Annotated in this window: 17 protein-coding genes; 11 read left to right on the top strand and 6 right to left on the bottom strand. The window is 75.7% G+C overall.

What is annotated here, in order from left to right; genetic code table 11:
- Window positions 1-152: 152 nt before the first annotated feature.
- Complete coding sequence (locus tag ACFW6A_RS26790; protein ID WP_386643484.1) at window positions 153-602, bottom strand: VOC family protein; 450 nt, start codon at window positions 600-602, stop codon at window positions 153-155.
- 154 nt (window positions 603-756) lie between these two features.
- Here ACFW6A_RS26790 and ACFW6A_RS26795 point away from each other — a divergent pair, with 154 nt between their 5' ends.
- The 5 genes from ACFW6A_RS26795 to ACFW6A_RS26815 all read left to right on the top strand — a co-directional run bounded on the left by ACFW6A_RS26795 (window position 757) and on the right by ACFW6A_RS26815 (window position 5,482).
- Window positions 757-1,392, top strand: coding sequence for a nucleoside/nucleotide kinase family protein (locus tag ACFW6A_RS26795; protein WP_351849530.1), 636 nt, complete (start codon window positions 757-759; stop codon window positions 1,390-1,392).
- Between the two features lie 71 nt (window positions 1,393-1,463).
- Window positions 1,464-2,546, top strand: a complete 1,083-nt coding sequence (locus tag ACFW6A_RS26800) for a hypothetical protein (RefSeq protein WP_351849531.1) — start codon at window positions 1,464-1,466, stop codon at window positions 2,544-2,546.
- Window positions 2,547-2,638: 92 nt separating this feature from the next.
- Complete coding sequence (locus ACFW6A_RS26805) at window positions 2,639-3,175, top strand: tetratricopeptide repeat protein (RefSeq protein WP_386479712.1); 537 nt, start codon at window positions 2,639-2,641, stop codon at window positions 3,173-3,175.
- 112 nt (window positions 3,176-3,287) lie between these two features.
- Window positions 3,288-4,247, top strand: coding sequence for a hypothetical protein (locus ACFW6A_RS26810; RefSeq protein ID WP_351849534.1), 960 nt, complete (start codon window positions 3,288-3,290; stop codon window positions 4,245-4,247).
- Window positions 4,248-4,330: 83 nt separating this feature from the next.
- Window positions 4,331-5,482, top strand: a complete 1,152-nt coding sequence (locus ACFW6A_RS26815) for an aminopeptidase P family protein (protein ID WP_386643487.1) — start codon at window positions 4,331-4,333, stop codon at window positions 5,480-5,482.
- Between the two features lie 7 nt (window positions 5,483-5,489).
- On the opposite strand, the gene treZ is transcribed toward ACFW6A_RS26815, so the two are convergent.
- Both treZ and ACFW6A_RS26825 read right to left on the bottom strand, forming a co-directional pair.
- Window positions 5,490-7,241, bottom strand: a complete 1,752-nt coding sequence (gene treZ / locus ACFW6A_RS26820; RefSeq protein WP_386643491.1) for a malto-oligosyltrehalose trehalohydrolase — start codon at window positions 7,239-7,241, stop codon at window positions 5,490-5,492.
- A 56-nt stretch (window positions 7,242-7,297) separates the two neighbouring features.
- Window positions 7,298-8,266 (bottom strand): GNAT family N-acetyltransferase, encoded by a 969-nt coding sequence (locus tag ACFW6A_RS26825; RefSeq protein WP_351849540.1) that lies wholly within the window; start codon window positions 8,264-8,266, stop codon window positions 7,298-7,300.
- Window positions 8,267-8,588: 322 nt separating this feature from the next.
- Here ACFW6A_RS26825 and ACFW6A_RS26830 point away from each other — a divergent pair, with 322 nt between their 5' ends.
- From ACFW6A_RS26830 to ACFW6A_RS26840, 3 genes are all read left to right on the top strand, one after another.
- Entirely contained in the window at window positions 8,589-9,143 is a 555-nt protein-coding gene (locus ACFW6A_RS26830; protein WP_351849542.1) for a DUF1707 and FHA domain-containing protein, read from the top strand.
- A 179-nt stretch (window positions 9,144-9,322) separates the two neighbouring features.
- Window positions 9,323-10,402, top strand: a complete 1,080-nt coding sequence (locus tag ACFW6A_RS26835; protein WP_386643496.1) for a cytochrome P450 — start codon at window positions 9,323-9,325, stop codon at window positions 10,400-10,402.
- Between the two features lie 79 nt (window positions 10,403-10,481).
- On the top strand, window positions 10,482-10,994 hold the full coding sequence (locus ACFW6A_RS26840; RefSeq protein ID WP_386643499.1) for a hypothetical protein: 513 nt from the start codon (window positions 10,482-10,484) through the stop codon (window positions 10,992-10,994).
- Between the two features lie 58 nt (window positions 10,995-11,052).
- Here the strand turns inward: ACFW6A_RS26840 and ACFW6A_RS26845 are convergent, their stop codons facing one another.
- Together ACFW6A_RS26845 and treY are read right to left on the bottom strand one after the other, a co-directional pair.
- Window positions 11,053-11,271 carry a hypothetical protein gene (locus ACFW6A_RS26845; RefSeq protein ID WP_386643502.1) on the bottom strand — a complete coding sequence of 73 codons (219 nt, stop codon included), beginning with the start codon at window positions 11,269-11,271 and terminating at the stop codon, window positions 11,053-11,055.
- A 44-nt stretch (window positions 11,272-11,315) separates the two neighbouring features.
- Entirely contained in the window at window positions 11,316-13,673 is a 2,358-nt protein-coding gene (gene treY, locus ACFW6A_RS26850; RefSeq protein WP_386643505.1) for a malto-oligosyltrehalose synthase, read from the bottom strand.
- 81 nt (window positions 13,674-13,754) lie between these two features.
- On the opposite strand from treY, the gene ACFW6A_RS26855 reads away from it, so the two are divergent.
- Window positions 13,755-15,044 (top strand): MFS transporter, encoded by a 1,290-nt coding sequence (locus ACFW6A_RS26855; protein ID WP_386643508.1) that lies wholly within the window; start codon window positions 13,755-13,757, stop codon window positions 15,042-15,044.
- Here the strand turns inward: ACFW6A_RS26855 and glgX are convergent.
- Entirely contained in the window at window positions 14,998-17,118 is a 2,121-nt protein-coding gene (gene glgX, locus ACFW6A_RS26860) for a glycogen debranching protein GlgX (protein WP_351849551.1), read from the bottom strand. The two genes, ACFW6A_RS26855 and glgX, sit on opposite strands and share 47 nt — an antisense overlap.
- Window positions 17,119-17,254: 136 nt before the next feature.
- Between glgX and ACFW6A_RS26865 the strand changes: the two genes are divergently transcribed.
- Entirely contained in the window at window positions 17,255-18,124 is an 870-nt protein-coding gene (locus ACFW6A_RS26865) for a Tat pathway signal sequence domain protein (protein WP_386643511.1), read from the top strand.
- A 68-nt stretch (window positions 18,125-18,192) separates the two neighbouring features.
- Window positions 18,193-19,512, top strand: coding sequence for a copper amine oxidase (locus ACFW6A_RS26870; RefSeq protein ID WP_351849554.1), 1,320 nt, complete (start codon window positions 18,193-18,195; stop codon window positions 19,510-19,512).
- The last annotated feature ends 1 nt before the right edge of the window (window position 19,513 follow it).

The following is a 19,513-nucleotide window of genomic DNA, read 5'->3' on the forward strand; positions in this document are numbered from 1 at the left end:
CGGCGGGCGCGGGGGGAGGCGGCGACGGCGGCGTACGGATGACGCACGGTCGGCTCCCCTCGGATCGGTCGGGCACGGAAACGGCACCGCACACCCGGTGGTGCGCGGTGCCGCGAGTCTAGGGAGCCGCCCCGTCCGGCCGACAGCGAATTTCAGGCGGCGTCCGCCGCGTCGTCCGCGGGGGCGCCGGAGGTGACCTCCGCCGGCTGGAGGAGGTCCCAGCAGTTGCCGTACAGGTCCTCGAAGACGGCGACGGAGCCGTACGGCTCGTGCCGCGGCTCCTCCAGGAACTTCACCCCGGCGGCCGTCATCCGCGCGTGGTCGCGGGCGAAGTCCTCGGTGTGGAGGAAGAAGCCGACCCGGCCGCCGGTCTGGTTGCCGACGGCGGCCTCCTCCTCGTCGTTCCTGGGGCGGGCGAGCAGCAGCCCGGCGTTGCCGAGCCCGCCGACGCCGCCGGCGCCCCGCGGCCGGACGACGACCCAGCGGGTGCCGTTGCCCCGGTCGGTGTCCTCGACGAGGGCGAAGCCGAGGGCGTCGGTGTAGAAGGCGATGGCCTCGTCGTAGTCACGGACGACGAGGGTGACGAGTGCGATGGACGGCATAACCCCAACGTAATACGCGGAAAGGGCGGGAACCCACCCGCGCGGACCCGCGTCGGCGCGGTGCCGACCCTCGACACGGCGAGGGTCGGCACGAGGGTCGGGGGAGGGGTGGCACGAGGGGCGGAGCCGCCGGGCCGCCCGCCCCGGTGGGACAATGCCCCGCATGGACGCACGGGAGTTCGAGGACCTGGCCGGCCGCGCGCGGGAGCTCGCCCTCTCCGGCCGGCGGCGGATCCTGGGACTCGCGGGGCCGCCGGGGGCCGGGAAGTCCACCCTCGCCGCCCGCCTCGTCGAGCGGCTCGACGGGACGGCGGTCCTGGTGCCCATGGACGGCTTCCACCTGGCCGGCGCCGAACTGGCCCGGCTCGGCCGGGCCGACCGCAAGGGCGCCCCCGACACCTTCGACGCCGCCGGGTACGCCGCCCTCCTCGCCCGCCTGCGCGACCCGGAACCCGGCACCGTCGTCCACGCCCCCGCCTTCGACCGCGCCCTGGAGGAACCGGTCGCCGGCGCGATCCCCGTCCCGCCCGGCACCCCGCTCGTCGTCACCGAGGGCAACTACCTCCTCCACGACGCCGACGGCTGGGCAGCCGTCCGCCCGCTCCTCGACGAGGTCTGGTACCTCGACCTCCCCGACCGCCTCCGCGTCCCCCGCCTGGTCGCCCGGCACGTCGCCTTCGGCCGCCCCGGCCCCGAGGCCGAGGCGTGGGTGGCCCGCTCCGACGAGGCCAACGCCCGCCTGATCGCCCGCAACCGCGACCGCGCCGACCGCGTGGTGAACATGGGCTGACCGGCCGGTCACCACGGGGCGCGGCCGTCACGTCCGCGACGACACCAGGACGACAGACAGCAGGGGGAGACGTGAGCGAAGTCCTCTACGACGAACAGTCGTGGAACCCACTGGCCCGGACGGTGCGCCTGACGGAGCGGGAGCTGCGGCGGGGCGGCCGGTCCACCCCGCTCGGCGAGCTGAACCTGGCCGCGACGGCCGAGGCGTACCTGCGCGGGCGGTGGCTCGGCGGCGGCGGGTCCGAGCGGCCGCTGGACCGGCTGGAGGAGGGCCCCGGCGTCGTGCCCGTCGTCCGGGCCTCCGGCACCACCACCCCGGTCAAGGTGCGCCGCGCCGCCGACTTCGCCCGGGGACTGGGCGAGCTGGCGGTGCGGCTGAGCGGCGGCCCCGCGCGGGTCGAGGAGCTGCGCCGCCGCGCCGCCGCCGAGGACGTGCCGCTGTGGCTGGCCCGCCGCACCGCGCCCGGCCCGGCCGGGGACGTCACCGTCGCCGTGGACCGGCGGCTGGTCCGCGTCGACGTCTGGGGCCCGGGCGCGCCCGCCGTCCGGATACGGGCGCCGTACGGCTTCCACCCCGACGAGCCCGACCCCTCCCGCGGCCTCACGCTCACGGTCGGCGGCACCGCAGCCGAGCTCCGCCTGACGCACCGGAAGCTGCGCAGGTCCAAGAGCGCGGTCGAGGCGGAACTCCCCGGACAGCGGTGGGAACTGCGCCGGTACGGCGCCACCGGCTCCTGGCTGCTCCGCGACGGCCGCAGGGTCGCGCTCCTGGCCCGCCCGCCGCGCCGCCGCGAGGCGCCCGGCGCCGGCGAGCTCCTGCTGCCGCTGGCCCCCGTGGCCCTGGAGACCGTCGACCCGCTCGACGCCGTCATGGCCCACGCCTTCGCCACCGCCTTCGGGCTCGGCGACACCACGGGCCTCGCCCGCTTCCCCGCCCAGTGGCGCCCCCGGGAGGGCTTCGAACCCGCCGCCATGGACACCGACTGGGGCCGCCCCTGGTTCAGCAACCTCGGCTTCTCCGGCGCCGACAACGAGTCCGGCGGCGGTGACGGCTGGGGCTCCGACGGAGGCGCGGGCGGCGACTCCGGCGGCGGTGACGGCGGCGGGGACTCCGGCGGCGGAGGCGGTGACGGCGGCGGGGGCGGGGGCGACTGACAGCCGTTCCGCCGCCGCTCCGACGGCTGCTCCGGCCGCCACCCCGACCGCCGTCCGTGGAGCGGTTTCCGGCCGGTGAGTAGGGTGGCGGCATGAACGACGAGGCGGGCACGGGCAGCGGGTGGGAGGAGCGGGTCGCCGCTCTCTGGGAGCGGATCGACGCGTACGGCCCCGAGGAGTTCCGGGAGCGGATCGCGGCGCTCGCCGGGGAGCGGGGCGACGAGGACGCCGCCGCCGTGTTCGAACTGGGGGCCGCGCACGACTCCACCGGGCTGCCCGTGGAAGCCGTCCGGTACTACCGGCGGGCCCTCGACCTCGGACTGGGCGGGCTGCGCCGACGGCGGGCCGTCATCCAGCTGGCGAGCAGCCTGCGGAACCTCGGCCGGCCCGACCGGAGCGTGGAACTGCTCACCGCCGAGCGGGACCTGCCCGCCGAGCGGCTCGACGCCGACGAACGGGCGCTCGCCCCGGCCGTGGACGCCTTCCTCGCGCTCGCGCTCGCCGACACCGGCCGCGACCGGGAGGCCGCCTCGCTGGCCCTCGGCGCGCTCGCCCCGCTGCTGCCCCGCTACAACCGCTCCCTCGCCCACTACGCCCGCGCCCTCCTCACCGCGCCCGACGGCTCCTGACCGCGCTCCGCCCGGCGGCCGGCTCCGCCGGGGGGCCGACTTCGCCGGGGGGCCGGTGGGCGGCCCGCCCCACTCGCTAGGCTGAACGCAACGGCGACGGAAGGCGGGCGACGTGGGGTGGCTGCGCAGGAGGCCCAGGCGGGACGGCGAGGACGCGCCGAGGGACCCGGAGTTCGCCTACTTCTCCGAGCGCGAGGCCGCGCTCTTCCGTGCCACCGTCCGCGAGGCCTTCGCCGAACTCGGCCTGGAGGTCACCGTCTACGCCTCCTCCGTCCAGGACGACCGGCACCGCCGCTTCGGCCTCGGCAACCTCGCCGCCGTCTGCCACCGCGACCGGCGCGGGCCCCGCGTCTGGCCCGAGCTGATCCGCCGTCACGTCACCCTGGTGGTGCGCACCCTGGACGGCCCCTCGGCCCTCGACACGCTGCCGCCGGACCAGATCCGCGCCCAGCTCTACCCCCGGGTCGTCAACGGCGAGGGCATCGATCCCGGCGCCTTCGGCTACGCCCGCACCCTCGCGCCCGGCCTGTACGAGGTGCTGGCGCTCGACCTGCCCGAGAGCGTCATGATGCTCACCGACGACGCCCTCGACCGGCTCGGCGACCCCGCGCAGCTGCGCGCCCGCGCGCTGAAGAACCTGCGCGGGCTGCCCGTCGAGGAGCACGAGACCGTCCGGGACGCCGACGGCATGTCCTTCGAGGTCGTCGTCGGCGACTCCTTCTACACCGCCAGCCGCGTCCTCGACCTCGACGCCCTGGCCCAGCGGGTCACCGGACTGCCCCTCGGCGAGCACGGCGCCCTGGTCGCCCTGCCCTTCCGGCACCAGATCGCCTTCCACCCCATCCGGGACACCACGATCATCCCGGCGCTCGGCGCGATGGCCTCCTTCGCCGCCTCCGAGTACGAGGACACGCCGGGCGCCATCAGCCCCTACGTCTTCTGGTGGCGGGGCGGCACGCTCACCCAGCTCAGCGAGCACGACGAGGAGCGCGGCGAGCTGCGGATCGTCGTCGGCGACGACTTCCAGGACCTGCTCGAACGGCTGATCGCCCAGGGGCCGGGGCCGCGCTGAGGGGCCGCCGAGCGGTCGCGGCGCCCGGGCCGGACGGGCAGGATGCTGGAGGACGACCGTCCGCGCCCCGCGAAGGAGACCCCATGCCGAGCGCCCCCGCCGAAGCCCCCGGCGACGTCCCCGCCCCCTTCACCGCCGACGACTACCGGGCCCGGATGGACCGGGCGGCCGCCTCCGCCGCCGACGCCGGTCTCGCCGGGGTGCTCGTCGCCCCCGGACCCGACCTGGTCTACCTCACCGGCTACCAGCCGACCGCGATCACCGAGCGCCTCACCGTCCTCGTCCTCGCCCCCGGCCAGGACCCGGTCCTCGTCGTCCCCACCCTGGAGGCCCCCGACGCGGAGAAGGCCGTCGGCGCGCCCGCGCTCACCCTCCGCGACTGGACCGACGGCAAGGACCCGTACGCCGTCACCGCGCCCCTGCTGGACGTCGACGGGCGCTTCGGCGTCAGCGACAACGCCTGGGCGATGCACCTGCTCGGCCTCCAGCAGGCCCTGCCGTCCACCTCGTACGTCTCCCTCACCGAGGCCCTGCCGATGCTGCGGGCGGTGAAGGACGCGCACGAGCTGGCCCGCGTCGCCGCCGCGGGGGCCGCCGCCGACCGGGCGTACGAGGAGATCCTCAAGGTCCGCTTCGCGGGCCGCCGGGAGACCGAGGTCGCCGCCGACCTGGCCCGGCTGCTCATGGACTTCGGCCACTCCCAGGTCGACTTCACCGTCGTCGGCTCGGGCCCCAACGGCGCCAACCCGCACCACGAGGCCGGCGAACGGGTCATCGAGCGCGGCGACATGGTCGTCCTCGACTTCGGCGGGCTCAAGCACGGCTACGGCTCCGACACCACCCGCACCGTCCACGTCGGCGAGCCGACCGACGAGGAGCGCCGGGTCCACGACCTCGTCCGCGAGGCCCAGCAGGCCGGCTTCGAGGCCGTGAGGTCCGGCATCGCCTGCCAGGACGTGGACCGCGCGGCCCGGAAGGTCATCACGGACGCCGGGTACGGCGAGTACTTCATCCACCGCACCGGCCACGGCATCGGCGTCACCACCCACGAACCGCCCTACATGATCGAGGGCGAGGAGCGGCCCGTCGTCCCCGGCATGTGCTTCTCGATCGAGCCGGGCGTCTACCTGCCGGGCCGCTTCGGCGTCCGCATCGAGGACATCGTGACCATGACCGAGGACGGCACCGGCCGCCGCTTCAACGCCACCCCGCACGAGATGGCCGTCGTCGAGTAGCGGCCGGCTACCCGTCGGCGAGGACCACCGCCGACTCGCCGCCGAGGCGCAGGAGCCCGTCCCGGCCGGGCGCCTCGGTCGGCTCCCAGGCGGCGAGCACCCGGTCGCGGCCGTTGGAGCCCAGCGGGATCGCCGCCGGCTCCTCGCCCAGGTTGACCGCCACCCGGACGTCACCGCGCCGGAAGACCAGCCAGCGGGCCTCCTCGTCGAAGGCGACCCGCACGCCGCCGAGGTCCGGGTCGGTGAGGTCCGGCAGGGTGCGGCGCAGGGCGATCAGCTCGCGGTGCCAGGCGAGGATCCGGCGGTGCGGGTCGCGTTCGCGCTCCGCGCGGTCGAGGACCGAGCGGTCGCGGGTCGCCGGGTCCTGCGGGTCGGGCACCTCGTCCTCGTCCCAGCCGTGCGACGCGAACTCCCGCCGCCTGCCCCGCCGTACGGCCTCCGCCAGCTCGGGGTCGGTGTGGTCGGTGAAGTACTGCCAGGGGGTGCGGGCGCCCCACTCCTCGCCCATGAAGAGCATCGGCACCGACGGTCCGGTGAGGACGAGCGCCGCCGCGCAGGCCAGCAGGCCGGGGGAGAGGGAGGCCGAAAGGCGGTCCCCCAGCGCCCGGTTGCCGATCTGGTCGTGGGTCTGGGCGTAGCCCAGGAAGCGGTGGGCCGGGGTGCGCTCCCGGTCGACCGGGCGGCCGTGGTGCCGGCCCCGGAAGGACGACCAGGTGCCGTCGTGGAAGAAGACCCGGGTGAGGGTCTTGGCGAGCGCCGCCATCGGGGCGCGCGCGAAGTCCGCGTAGTAGCCCTGCGACTCACCGGTCAGCGCCGTGTGCAGGGCGTGGTGGAAGTCGTCGTTCCACTGCGCGTGCAGGCCGAGGCCGCCGAGCTCGCGCGGCGTCGTGGTGCGCGGGTCGGCCAGGTCGGACTCGGCGATCAGGAAGTGCTGGCGGCCCTGCTCCTTCGCCAGCTCGTCGACGGCGGCGGAGAGTTCCTCCAGGAAGGTGAGGGCCCGGTCGTCGGCGAGGGCGTGCACCGCGTCGAGCCGCAGTCCGTCGATCCGGTAGTCCCTCAGCCAGGCGAGCGCGCTGCCGAGGAAGTACGCCCGCACCTCGTCCGAGCCGGGCGCGTCCAGGTTCACCGCCGCGCCCCACGGGGTGTGGTGGGTGTCGGTGAAGTACGGCCCGTAGGGCGGGAGGTGGTTGCCGGAGGGGCCCAGGTGGTTGTGGACCACGTCGAGGACCACGCCCATGCCGAGCCCGTGCGCGGCGTCCGTGAAGCGCTTCAGCGCCGCGGGCCCGCCGTACGGCTCGTGCACCGCCCAGGGGGCCACCCCGTCGTACCCCCAGCCGTTCACCCCGGGGAACGGGCAGAGCGGCATCAGTTCCACGTGGGTGACGCCGAGCCCGGCGAGCTCCCCGAGCCGGGCGGCGGCCGCGTCGAGGGTGCCCTCCGGGGTGAAGGTGCCGACGTGCAGCTCGTACAGGACCGCGCTCCGCAGCCGCAGCCGGGGCGGCTCGTGGAGCCAGGTGTGGGCCGCGTGGTCGACGACGGCGCTGAGCCCGTCCGGCCCGTCCGGCAGCCTGCGGCCGCGCGGGTCGGGCAGGACGGGCCCCCCGTCGAGGCGGAAGCCGTACCGGTCGCCGTCGGCGGCCGGCACGGTGCCGGTCCACCAGCCGTCCCTCAGGGGGTCCCGGTCGAGGGGGTGCCCGGTGCCGTTCAGCTCCAGGGTCACCCGGTCGCGGGCGTGCGGCGCCCAGACCTCGAAGAGCACGGCGGTTCTCCTCGCAGACGTCGGTACGGTCGGCTACCTCGGTCCCATCCTGGCAGTCAGGACCGCGACGCGCCCGGCGCGTCCCACACGTGGTCGACCTGGCGCTGGAAGTTCACGTACCCGGCGCGGGCGAAGGCAGCCGCCATCGGGGCGTTCCCCAGGTCGGTCGCGGCGCGGATCCGGGGCATCCCGGCGTCCGCGAGGATCCGGGTGCCCTCGGCGAGGATCTCGTCGGCGTACCCGCGGCCACGGTGGGCGGGGAGCACGCCGAGGTAGGCGATGATCGGGTTGTAGTGGTTGCGGGCCGGGACGACGAAGCCGACCGGCTCGCCGGTGTCCGGGAGTTCGGCCACCCGCCACCACGCGCGCGGCGAGGCGTAGTGCGCGAACTCCTCGTCGTGGTGCCGCTCGGCGGCCTCCCGCGGGGTCAGCCCCCCGGCGAGGTCGGCCCGGCCGTGCGCGTCGAGCGTGCCTTCCATCACCGGCGTCATCAGGCCGACCAGGTCCTCGCGGTCCCGCACCGGGCGGAAGGCCAGCCGGCCCGTCGGCTCCGCGACCGGGGTGCCGGGCAGCCACTCCAGGCGCAGCCGCTCGACCAGCGGCCGGGCGCCCGTCTCCGCCAGCAGGGAGAACAGCAGCTCCACCCGGTCGCGGGTCTCCGGGACCTCGCGCCAGTCGGCGGGCAGGTAGCGGGTGTACTCCGGCGGCACGGTGCCCGCCGGCACGACGGCGGGCAGGGCGGTGGCCAGCAGCCGCCGGCCCACCTCCGCCGCCTCGTCCGCCGGGAGCTCCGGGTCGAGGTCGAAGAAGTCGAGGACGAGCGGCGCGCCCCCGTCCTCGCCGGTCCACCAGGCGATCCGGCCGAGCAGCCGGCCGTCGCGGAGGGCCACCCACAGCCAGTCGGGGCGGCGGCGGCCGGCGCCGAGGTCGTCGGCGAGTTCGTGGTCGAGGGTGTAGCTGAGGCCGAGGAACAGGTCCAGCTCCTCGGGCCCGGCGAGCGGGCGGACGACGAGGTCGTCGGTCATGCGGTGGTTCCCCCCGGGGGTACGGTCGGTCGAAGCCCGCAGACCGTAGCAGTGATCTTCCGGCGCGGGCGCGGCAATAAGCTCCCGGGGCCGGTCCGGCACCCCGACCCGGCACCCCGACCCGGCACCCCGGCTCGGCACTCCGACCCGGCACCCCGGCTCGGCACTCCGACCCGGCGCCCCGGGCGGCGCGGCCGGTGCGCGCCCGGCCCGGCCGTTCGCGGGGCGGCGGTACGGCTCCGGGGCGGGCGGGCGGAGCTGGTACAGGCCCGGTACAGGGGGCTTCTGGACAGTCCGGCCCGGACACCCGGACAATCACCGTGTGACGACCCCGACCCCGTACGAGCCCCCGGCGCACGCCCCCCGGCTGACCGACGCCGAGCGGGACCGCGCGCTGGGCCTGCTCCGGGAGGGCGCGGCGCAGGGCCGTCTCTCGCACGACACCTTCCTCTTCCGGATGGAGCGGGCCCTCCAGGCCCGCCGCCCCGACGAACTCGCCGTGCTCACCGCCGACCTGCGCGGCGAGGGCACCTGGACCCGGCGGGTGGTGGGCGCGGTCGAGCGCGTGTCGGCGTTCACCGCGCGCATCGGCAGGGCCTGGCACTCCGAGCGGCTCCCGAAGCTGCTGCTGCCGCAGCCGGGGCCGTACCCGCTGCGCATCGGGCGCGACCCGGTGAACGGGCTGCGGCTCAGCCACGAGACGGCCTCCCGCCTGCACGCCGAACTCTCCCTCCAGGGCGGCCTCTGGGTGCTGCGGGACCTCGGCTCCACCAACGGCACCACCGTCAACGGCCGCCGGGTCACCGGCGCGGTCGTGGTCCGCGCCGGCGACGTCGTCGGCTTCGGCGAGATGAGCTTCCGGCTCTCCCTCGACTGACCGGCCCCTCCCTCCCGGCGGCGGATCCTCCGAGGTCGGCGCGGTGCCCCCTCACCCGTTCGGCCGTACGCGGCGGGCGGCCGCGGGTGCGGGATGGTGGGCTGGGGGGACGCGCGCCAGGATCCCGGCCGCGGCAAGCACCGCCGACGAGGCGAACCGGCCGAACGACAGGGGGCGCGATGCGCGACGAGCCGAACCCCGGGACGGGACCCGACGAGGCCCCCGGCGTGGACGACCCCTGGCGGCGGCTGCCCGTCATGGCCCCCGCCGGGCGCGCCGCCACCGCCCCCGGCCGGGTGCGGCCCGTCGCCGACCCGGCCGCGGCGCCGCCCGCGCCGCCCGGCGGACGGACCGTCGCCCCCAGCCCGCTGGACCCGGGCGCCGCCCTCGACCCGCACCCCGTGCACCGCCGGCTGCGCGAGGAGTTCCCGCTCACCTACGACCCGCTGCTGCGCGCCTGGGTGCTCAGCCGGTACGCGGACGTGGCCACCGCCCTCACCGACCCCCGCTTCACCCACGGCCACCGGCCCGGCGACCCGCCCTGCGCCCGCGCCCACGCCGACGTGGACCTCGCCGCGCTGCGGGCCGTCACGGAACGCACCGCCTACGTCCTGGCCCGCCGCATCGCCGCCCGCCCGCGGGCCGACCTGGTCGCCGACTTCTGCCACTGGCTGCCCGCGGGCACCGTCGCCGCCGCCGTCGGCGTCCCCTACCGGGACATGATGCGGCTGGTCAGGGGCCGGGCCGCGACGGCGCTCGCCGGGGAGTGCGGCGGCCAGATCGCCGTACGGGAGAAGGCGCTCGCCTCCTTCCTCGGCAACGTCCTCGCCGACCCCGACCTGACCGCCGCCCTGCGCGACGCCCCGGCGGCCCTGGTGGCCCGGGCGTGGACGGAGTCGCTGCGCCGCGACCCGCCGGTGCAGATCGCCGTCCGGCGCACCCGGGAGGACGTGCGGGTGAGCGGCGGCCTCCTGCCGGGCGGCTCCTCGGTCGCGCTGCTCGTCGGGGCGGCGGGCCGGGACCCCGAGCGCTTCCGCGAGCCGGACCGCTTCGACCCGCTCCGGGACGACCCGGGCCAGCTCACGTACGGCTCCGGCTTCTGCCCCGCGGTGATCCTGGCCGGCCTGGAGGCGGAGTACGCGCTCCGCGCGCTCTTCGGGGAGATGCCCCGGCTGCGCCTGGCGGACGGCTTCCGTCCGGAGCCGACCGGTCTGATCACCCGCGCCCCGCGCGCGCTCGTCGTCCGGCCGAACGGCTGAGACGGACCGCTCCGCCCCGCTGCTAGGGTGACGTGCGCTCGTCAAACGAGCCGTTCATCTGAGCCAAGTCCAACGGGGAATGAAACACGTGAAGCTTCGTCATGCCCGCGCGATCGCCGTCTTCGGCATCGCCGTCTTCGCCCTCACCGGTGCCCGCGGTTCGCACGGCGGCGGCTGCGACAACAGCAGCTCCGGCTCCAGCTCCAGCTCCGGTTCCACCTCCGGCGGCAGCGGCAGCCACAGCGACAACGACAACGACAGCAACGCGAGTTCGGGCGGCTCGCTGCCCGGCGGCGGTGGCAGCGCCGACAAGGCCGCCCGCGACGTGACCATCGACAAGTGCGCCTACGACGCGGCGACGAAGAAGCTCACCGCGAAGATCACGGTGAAGAACGACGGCGCGCTCGACTACGACTACAGCGTCACGATGAAGTTCACCGGCAGCGGCGCCACCCCCGCGACGGCCGTCAAGACCGGCATCGCGGTCACGGCCGGCGCCTCCGTCAGCACCGAACTCACCACCCCGTACCCGGGCACCGGCGACGGCTCCGAGTACACCAAGTGCGAGGTCACGCGCGCCGGCCGCATCTGACCGGCGGGCGGGAGCGGGGCGGCGCGGTCCGACGGGCCGCGCCGCCCCGCCGCCTCCCTCAGCGGCGCCGCTGGTAGGCGTCGCTCTGGTTCGGCGGGCCGTTGTGCACCGAGCGGGCGTTGTACGACACCCGGTCGTGCGCGGCCCGGGCGCGCGCCCGCTCCTCGATGCGCAGCCCCTCCGCGTTGTCCGTGCGGGACCCGCCGCGGCGCAGCAGCACCGCCGTCAGGAGTACGACGAGTCCCCCCAGGACTCCGAAGAACACCCACAGCGTCATGTCTCCCCCTTCGATCGCCGGGCGCGGTACCGCCCAGTATGCGGTCAGTCCGGGATCCGGGCGAGGAGGGCGACCGGACGGTCGGCGAACAGCTCCGCCAGCTTCAGCTCGCTCGCCGCGCCGCCGGTGAACTCCCGCACCCCGTCCAGGACGTCGGCCCACCGCCCGTCCGGCAGCACCAGCTCGGTGTCCCGCCAGCCGCCCGCCTCCGCGAGCCGCAGCGACAGCCGGGTCACCGCGGTGACCACCTCGCCGGAGCGGGCGAAGGCCAGGCAGTGCGCGGCGGCCGGCCCCCCGGCGGTCAGCGGCTCGTACGTGGAGCCGGGACCGAAGACCTCCGGGCGCTCCCGGCGCAGCCGCAGCGCCGCCCGGACCAGCGTGGTCCGCCCGTCGTCCGGGCCCGGCGCGAACGGCGCCCGGTTGTCGGGGTCGACCAGTGCCCGGTACTCCCGCTCGGTGTTCTGGTACAGCTCCGGCACCCCCGGCATGGTCAGCTGGACCAGCGCCGCGCCGTCCGCCTGGGCCCGGACGTGCGGCTCCAGGGCGAACGCCGCCTCGGACGCGGCCCGCAGCGGCACCCGCCCGGGCCCGGCCGCCACGAAGTCGGCCACCGCCCGCTCGTACGCCGGGTCCTGCTCGGTCCACGAGGTCCGCAGCCCCTCCTCCCGCACGGCCTTGAGGACGGCGGGCCCGATCCGCTCCGGGTCCGGCGCGCCGAAGCCGAAGGCGGTCTGCCAGGCCGTCCAGGCGAGGTGCGGGTCCGGCGCCGGCACCGAGGCGGTCTCGGACAGCAGCCCCGCCCACACCTCCGGGCACTGCGCCAGGACCGCGATCGCGGCCCGCACGTCCGCGCTGCGCTTGGTGTCGTGGGTGGTGAGGACCGTGCCGGTGGCCGGCCAGTCGCGGGCGAGCCGGGCGCAGGCGGCGTGGAACTCCGCGACGGCGACGGCCGGCCGGCCCGGGTCGCCGCCGACCTCGTTGGCCGAGAGCAGCGGGGCGTACCGGTAGAAGGCGGTGTCCTCGGTGGACTTGGCCCGCAGCGCCGAGGAGGTCTGCGCGAACCGGGCCCGCAGCGCCCGGTGTCCGGGGGAGTCGCCGAGCGTGCCGAGGAGGAGCCCCCGGACGGTGTCCACGGCGGCGGCCTCCTCCGGCACCGCGAACGCGGCCCGGGCGCCCCGGGCCGCCTCGGCGGTGAGCACCCGCTCGGCGCCGGTCCGGTAGGGCCGGTAGACCGGGACGCGGACGAGGAGTTCCTCGATCGCCGTCCGCAGCGCCCAGGGCGCGTGGTCCCGCAGGGCCGGGTCGGCGGCGCAGAGCCGCACCGCCGCCCGGGTCAGCGCGGCCGTCTCCGCCGCCAGGTCGTGCCGCACCACCTCGTACGCGGCGCGCAGGGCGGTCGCCTCCCAGTCGCCGCCCCGGTCGGCGGAGCGCCCGGTGAACTCCCGGTAGAGGGAAGCGAGTTCGTCGGCCCCCGCGGCGTCGGTGAGGACGCCGTCGACCAGCCGCAGGGCGTCGTACCCGGTGGTGCCCGCCACCGGCCAGTCGTCCGGCAGCGTCTCGTCACCGGTGAGGATCTTCTCGACCACCGTCCAGCACCGGCCGCCGGTCGCCGCCGCCAGCCGCTCCAGGTAGCCCTGGGGGTCGGCGAGCCCGTCCGGGTGGTCGATGCGCAGCCCCTCGATCACCCCGTCGGCGACCAGCTCCAGGATCTTCGCGTGGCTCCCGGCGAAGACCTCCGGGTCCTCCACCCGCACCCCGATGAGGTCCGAGACGGTGAAGAAGCGCCGGTAGTCCAGCTCGGTGCGGGCGAGCCGCCACCAGCCGAGCCGGTACCACTGGGCGTCCAGGAGCGCGTCGAGCGGCAGCCCCTCGGTGCCCTCGCGGAGCGGGAACTCCTGCTCGTCCAGGCGCAGGACGCCGTCCTCGACCCGAAGCCGGTCCCGCACCTCGGGCAGCCGGGCGGGCAGCACGGGCAGCAGCACCCGCCCGTCGCCGGCGTCCCACTCGATGTCGAACCAGCGGCCGTACGGCGAGTCGGGACCGTGCCGCAGCACCTCCCGCAGCGCGTGGTTGTGCCGGGGCGAGGCCGCCATGTGGTTGGGCACCAGGTCCACCACCAGGCCGAGGCCGTGGGCACGGGCCGTCGCGGCCAGCGCCCGCAGCCCCGCCTCGCCCCCCAGCTCCGCCCGGACCGACCGGTGGTCGGTGACGTCGTACCCGTGGAGGGAGCCGGGCACCGCCTCCAGGACGGGGGAGAGGTGCAGGTGCGAGACGCCGAGCCCGGCGAGGTGGGGCACGGCCCGCTCGGCGGCGGCGAAGGGGAAGGCGGGCTGGAGCTGGAGCCGGTAGGTGGCGGTGGGGACGGCGGGGGACGACGGGCGGGCGGACCGGTTGGACGTCATGCGAACGTACGTACCCCGTACGGAAGCTTCCGTGTCATCGCCCGATGCACCCGTTCGGGTGCATCACGTTACTTTCGGCCGATGTCCACCAGCTCCGCCGGGAGGCGCCCCCACCGGATGTACCGCGACACCCTCTCCCTGCTCGGCCCCACCCTTCCCGTCCTCTCCTTCCTCGGCCGGCTGCCCACCGCGATGTGCCAGCTCGGCAGCGTGCTGCTGGTCGCGCAGACCAGCGGCTCGCTGGCCACGGCGGGGCTCGCCGGAGGCGCGCTGGCCGCCGGGCAGACCGTCGCCGGCCCGCTCCTCGGCCGGCTCGCGGACCGGCGCGGCCAGCGCGGCCCCGTCCTCGCCGCCTCCCTCGCCAACGCCGTGGCCGTCGCCGTCCTGGTCCTCGCCGCCGTCGCCGAAGCCCCCGCCGCCCTCCTCGTGCCGTCGGCCCTGCTCGCCGGGGCGACCGTGCCGCAGATCGGGCCGCTGGCCCGGACCCGCTCGGTGGCGCTCGCCCGCCGCGCCGGGGCCGACGACCGGACCGTGGGCGCGGTCCTCTCCTTCGAGGGCACCCTCGACGAGGTGTCGTTCGTCCTCGGCCCGGCCCTCGTCGGCTTCGCCGCCGCCCTCGCCCACCCGGGCGCCGCCCTGCTCGGCGCGTCCCTGCTGCTCGCCGTCTGCGGCACCGGCTTCGCGCTCCATCCGACCGCCCGCACCGCCGCGACCGGAGCTGGCGCGTCGACCACCCGTACGGGCGCCGCCGAACGGACGCGGCTGCCCGCCTCCGCCTACGCCCTCCGGGTGACGATGGTCCTCCAGGGCGCCATGTTCGGCGCCTCCCAGGCCGGGATCACCGCCCTCACCGCCGGCCTCGGCGCCCCCGCCCAGGCCGGGCTCGTCTACGCGGCGATGGGCGTCATGAGCGCCGCCGTCGGCCTCTCGCTCGCCGCCCTGCCCGCCCGGATCGGGCTCGCGGCCCGCTGGCGGGCCGCGACCGCCGGGCTCGTCCTGCTCTCCCTGCCGCTGCTCGCCGTCGACTCCCTGCCCGGCCTGTACGCGGTGGTGACCGTGCTCGGCTCCGCCTACGCCCCGCACCTCATCACGGTCTTCGCGCTGACCGAGCGGGCCGTCCCGGCCGGCCGGCTCGCCGAGTCCATGGCCTTCCTCACCAGCGGGATCGTCGGCGGCCAGGCCCTCGCCCTGGCGCTCTCCGGACGGCTGGCCGAACGGCACGGCGCCCCCGCCGCCTTCGCGGTGGCGGTGGGGGCGGCCGTGGCCTGCGCGGCGCTCTCCTGGACGGTGCGGACCGTCCGCGCGGGGGCGCCGCGCGGAGCGGTCACGCCGGACGGCGCAGCACCGTCAGGCTCAGCGGCGCGAGGGTGACGCGCTCGCCCGCCGCGATCTCCGGCCCTTCCCGCGGCGGCATCCCCTCCGGCTCGGCGGTGTCCACCACCGTCCGCCAGCACCGGCCGTGGCTGTCCGGCACCGCGAACTCCAGCTCCTGCGAGGAGGCGTTGAACATCAGCAGGAAGGAGTCGTCGGCGATCCGCTCGCCCTGGGTGCCCGGTTCGGAGATCGCGTTGCCGTTGAGGAAGACGGTCAGCGCGCGGGCGTGGGCGGCCTGCCAGTCGCGGGCCGTCATCTCCTCGCCCTCCGGGGTGAACCAGGCGATGTCGGTCAGCTCGTCGTGGGTGCCCTCCACCGGCCGGCCGTGGAAGAAGCGGCGCCGCCGGAAGACCGGGTGCTCGCGGCGGAGCCGCACCATCGCCCGGGTGAAGCGCAGCAGGGTCGCCTCGGCCTCGCTGTTCTCCTTCGGCCACCGCACCCAGGACAGCTCGCCGTCCTGGCAGTAGGCGTTGTTGTTGCCCTCCTGGGTCCGCCCGAACTCGTCGCCGTGGCTCAGCATCGGCACGCCCTGCGACAGCATCAGCGTGGCGAGGAAGTTGCGCATCTGGCGGGCCCGGAGCTCGTTGATCCCGACGTCGTCGGTCTCGCCCTCCGCGCCGCAGTTCCACGACCGGTTGTGGCTCTCGCCGTCCCGGTTGCCCTCGCCGTTCGCCTCGTTGTGCTTCTCGTTGTACGACACGAGGTCGCGCAGGGTGAAACCGTCGTGGCAGGTCACGAAGTTGACCGAGGCGAGCGGGCGCCGGCCGTCGTCCTGGTACAGGTCGGAGGAGCCGGTGAGCCGGGAGGCGAACTCGGCCAGCGTGCGCGGCTCGCCCCGCCACAGGTCCCGCACGCAGTCCCGGTACTTGCCGTTCCACTCGGTCCACAGCGGCGGGAAGTTGCCCACCTGGTAGCCGCCCTCGCCGACGTCCCACGGCTCGGCGATCAGCTTCACCTGGCTCACCACCGGGTCCTGCTGCACCAGGTCGAAGAAGGACGACAGCCGGTCCACCTCGTGGAACTGCCGGGCCAGGGTGGCCGCCAGGTCGAAGCGGAAGCCGTCCACGTGCATCTCGGTCACCCAGTACCGCAGGCTGTCCATGATCATCTGGAGCACGTGCGGGGACCGCATGAGCAGCGAGTTCCCGGTGCCGGTGGTGTCCATGTAGTAGCGGGGGTCGTCGGCGAGCCGGTAGTACGAGGGGTTGTCCAGGCCGCGGAAGGAGAGCGTCGGGCCCAGGTGGTTGCCCTCGGCCGTGTGGTTGTAGACGACGTCGAGGATGACCTCGATGCCGGCCTGGTGCAGCGCCCGCACCGCCGACTTGAACTCCAGCACCTGCTGGCCCCGGTCGCCCCAGGAGGCGTAGGCGTTGTGCGGGGCGAAGAAGCCGATCGTGTTGTAGCCCCAGTAGTTCGACAGCCCCGCGTCCACCAGCCGGTGGTCGTGGACGAACTGGTGGACCGGCATCAGCTCCAGCGCCGTGACCCCGAGCTCCTTCAGGTGCCCGATCACCGAGGGGTGCGCGAGCCCCGCGTAGGTGCCCCGCAGCTCCTCGGGGAGGTCCGGATGGAGCATCGTCAGGCCCTTCACGTGGGCCTCGTAGATCACCGTGTGGTGGTACTCGGTGCGCGGCCGCCGGTCGTCGCCCCAGTCGAAGTAGGGGTTGACCACCACCGAGGTCATCGTGTGCGGCGCCGAGTCCGCGTCGTTGCGCGCGTCCGGCCGCCCGAAGGGGTAGCCGTACACCGCCTCGCCCCACGCGATCGAGCCGGACATGGCCCGCGCGTACGGATCGAGGAGGAGCTTCGCCGGATTGCAGCGCAGCCCGCGCTCCGGCGCGTACGGTCCGTGCACCCGGAAGCCGTACCGCTGCCCGGGCATCACGCCCGGCAGGTACGCGTGCCGGACGAAGGCGTCCGTCTCGCGCAGCTCGACGGACGTCTCCGCGCCGTCGTCGTCGATGAGACACAGTTCGATGCGGTGCGCCGCCTCCGAGAAGACCGCGAAGTTGGTGCCCGCTCCGTCGTAGGTGGCGCCCAGGGGGTACGCCTGTCCCGGCCAGACCTGCATGGATGGAATCTTCCTCTTCTGTCCGGGTACGGGGGTGCTCTTCGGCCAGATCCTGCCCGAAAGAGGCGCAACCTCCCGGGATTTCGCCCCGTCCTACCGGGTGACCGCAGACCAAGAGGGGGATAGAGGGGGAAATGTGTACGAAATAGTGCGCCGCCACCTGGGGAAGGTGGTGGCCGGAGCGGCCATGGCGGTGACCGGGACCGCCGTCGCGGTCGCGATCAGCCTGCCGGGCACGGCAGGGGCGGAGGACACCCCCTCCGGCCGCGCCGCCGGAGGGGCCGGAGCGTCCGGCGCGTCCGCGGCCGGAGCGCCGTCCGGCGCCCGGGGGACGGACGGCGCCGGGGGCGCGGAGGGAACGGGCGGCCGGGGGGCCGCCGCGCTCGCCCCCGCCACCGTCGCCCCGGCCGCCGCCGAGGGCGACCGGGGCACCGGCACCGATCCGCTCACCGACGCCGAACTGGACCGGGCCCGGACGCTCGCCCTCGGCCCGTCCGACACCGCCGCCCGGCAGGACGTCGACGGCGACCGCGGCCGGCCGCAGCACCTCGGCACCGAACTCGCCGACCCGCTCCCCGGCCGGGAGGACGAGCGCCGCGCCCAGGTCCGCTTCTACGACTACGCCCGCGACGAACTCGTCACCCGGACCGTCGACCTGACCACCGGCAGGGTCGAGTCCACCGCCACCAGCCGCGGGGTGCAGCCCTCCGCCCATCCCGAGGAGCTGCGCGCCGCCCTCGGCCTGATCCTCGCGAGCCCCCTCGGCAAGGGCGTCAGGGAGGACTACCGGGACGCCACCGGCGGCGAACTCGAGAGCCCCGACCAGCTCTGGTTCAACGGCGACGTCTACCGCACCCACCGGGAGAGGAACGTCCCCGGGGCGCTCTCCCGCTGCGGCGAGCACCGCTGCGTCCGGCTCGTCACCAAGGTGCGCAACGGCCCCTGGATCGACACCCGGAACCTGATCGTCGACCTCTCCGCGAAGAACGTCGTCCGCGTCGGCTGACCACCGCCGCCCGCCGTTCCGCCACCCGCCCCCGCCCGCGGGGGCCCGTACGCAAGGAGCACGCCCGCATGACCGACCGGCACCACCGGCGAGCCAGGGGGATCCTCGCCGCCCTCGCCGCCACCGCCTTCCTCGGCACCGCGACCGCGGCCGCCGCACCCGCCGCACCCACCCCGCCGGCCCCCGGGTCCTCCCCCGCGGCCCGGCCCCTCCCGTCCTTCTCGCCCGCCTGCTCGCCCGCGTACCGCATCACCCGGAAGCTCGACGGCGGCGCGTCCTGGGACATGTGCTGGCGCTACAGCACCGACGCCGGCCTGATCCTCGACCGGGTCACCTACCGGCCGCCCGGCGGCGCCCCCGTCCGGGTCCTCACCACCGCCCGGCTCGCCCAGATCCACGTGCCCTACGACGACGGCGGCGCCGAGTACGACGACCTCACCGGCGCCGGCTTCGGCTGGGGCCTCCAGGACCTCAAGCCCGCCGAATGCCCCGGCGGCACCCTCTCCACCGTCAAGGTCCCCGAGGTCGGCACCGTCAAGGGCCTGTGCACCACCACCCGGGCCCGCGGCCACGCCTACCGGATGGCCAGCGACAGCGGCTCCGGCGTCTACCAGGCCCAGGCCAAGGACCTGCTCGTCTACACCGTCAACAAGGTCGGCTGGTACGAGTACATCTCCGAATGGCGCTTCGCCGCCGACGGCACGATCGGCGCCAACGTCGGCGCCACCGGCAGCCTCTCGCCCGTCGACTACAACGCCACCGACGGCCGCGGCTGGCCCCTCGGCAAGGGGGCCCGCGGCTACGCCACCAGCCACGCCCACAACGTCTTCTGGAAGCTCGACTTCGGCCTCGACGGCGGCAAGGACCGCATCGAGCAGTACGACTCCACCGTCACCCCGCCCACCGGCGACGGCAGCCCCACGGTGAGGACCAGGCGCACCGCCGTCACCAAGGAGCTCGCCGGCGACGCGAAGAACATGCGCTGGTGGCGGGTGGTCAGCGGCACCGGCAAGAACGCCGACGGCCACGCCCGCAGCTACGAGATCGTCCCCGGCCACACCGACACCCACGCCGGCCGCGGCTTCACGAAGCACGACGTCTACTTCACCCAGTCCCGCGCCTGCGAGCAGTACGCCAGCAACAACATCGGCAACTGCCCGGCCAACGCCGGTGACAGCGTGGACAAATGGGTCAACGGGGAGACTCTGACCAAACCGTCCGTGTGGGTCAACATCGGGTTCCACCACATCGCCCGGGACGAGGACCAGCAGCCCATGCCCGTCCACTGGCAGGGCTTCCAGCTCGCCCCCAGGGACGTAACCGCTATGAATCCCCTCACTCCGCCCGATCTCGCCTCGCAGAACGGACAGCCTGACACCAGCGGTTGAG

It is taken from the genome of Streptomyces sp. NPDC058758 (genome assembly GCF_042746075.1).
In the GTDB taxonomy this organism is placed as follows: domain Bacteria; phylum Actinomycetota; class Actinomycetes; order Streptomycetales; family Streptomycetaceae; genus Streptomyces.

Bases quoted from the DNA above. Each gene is read 5' to 3' on its own strand.
- ACFW6A_RS26870 (WP_351849554.1), top strand. From the start codon at position 18,193: ATGACCGACCGGCACCACCGGCGAGCCAGGGGGATCCTCGCCGCCCTC.
- ACFW6A_RS26790 (WP_386643484.1), bottom strand. From the start codon at position 602: ATGCCGTCCATCGCACTCGTCACCCTCGTCGTCCGTGACTACGACGAG.
- ACFW6A_RS26845 (WP_386643502.1), bottom strand. From the start codon at position 11,271: ATGACGCTGTGGGTGTTCTTCGGAGTCCTGGGGGGACTCGTCGTACTC.
- ACFW6A_RS26815 (WP_386643487.1), top strand. From the start codon at position 4,331: ATGCCGAGCGCCCCCGCCGAAGCCCCCGGCGACGTCCCCGCCCCCTTC.
- ACFW6A_RS26835 (WP_386643496.1), top strand. From the start codon at position 9,323: ATGCGCGACGAGCCGAACCCCGGGACGGGACCCGACGAGGCCCCCGGC.
- ACFW6A_RS26795 (WP_351849530.1), top strand. From the start codon at position 757: ATGCCCCGCATGGACGCACGGGAGTTCGAGGACCTGGCCGGCCGCGCG.
- ACFW6A_RS26825 (WP_351849540.1), bottom strand. From the start codon at position 8,266: ATGACCGACGACCTCGTCGTCCGCCCGCTCGCCGGGCCCGAGGAGCTG.
- treY (WP_386643505.1), bottom strand. From the start codon at position 13,673: ATGACGTCCAACCGGTCCGCCCGCCCGTCGTCCCCCGCCGTCCCCACC.
- glgX (WP_351849551.1), bottom strand. From the start codon at position 17,118: ATGCAGGTCTGGCCGGGACAGGCGTACCCCCTGGGCGCCACCTACGAC.
- ACFW6A_RS26805 (WP_386479712.1), top strand. From the start codon at position 2,639: ATGAACGACGAGGCGGGCACGGGCAGCGGGTGGGAGGAGCGGGTCGCC.
- ACFW6A_RS26855 (WP_386643508.1), top strand. From the start codon at position 13,755: ATGTCCACCAGCTCCGCCGGGAGGCGCCCCCACCGGATGTACCGCGAC.
- ACFW6A_RS26840 (WP_386643499.1), top strand. From the start codon at position 10,482: ATGAAACACGTGAAGCTTCGTCATGCCCGCGCGATCGCCGTCTTCGGC.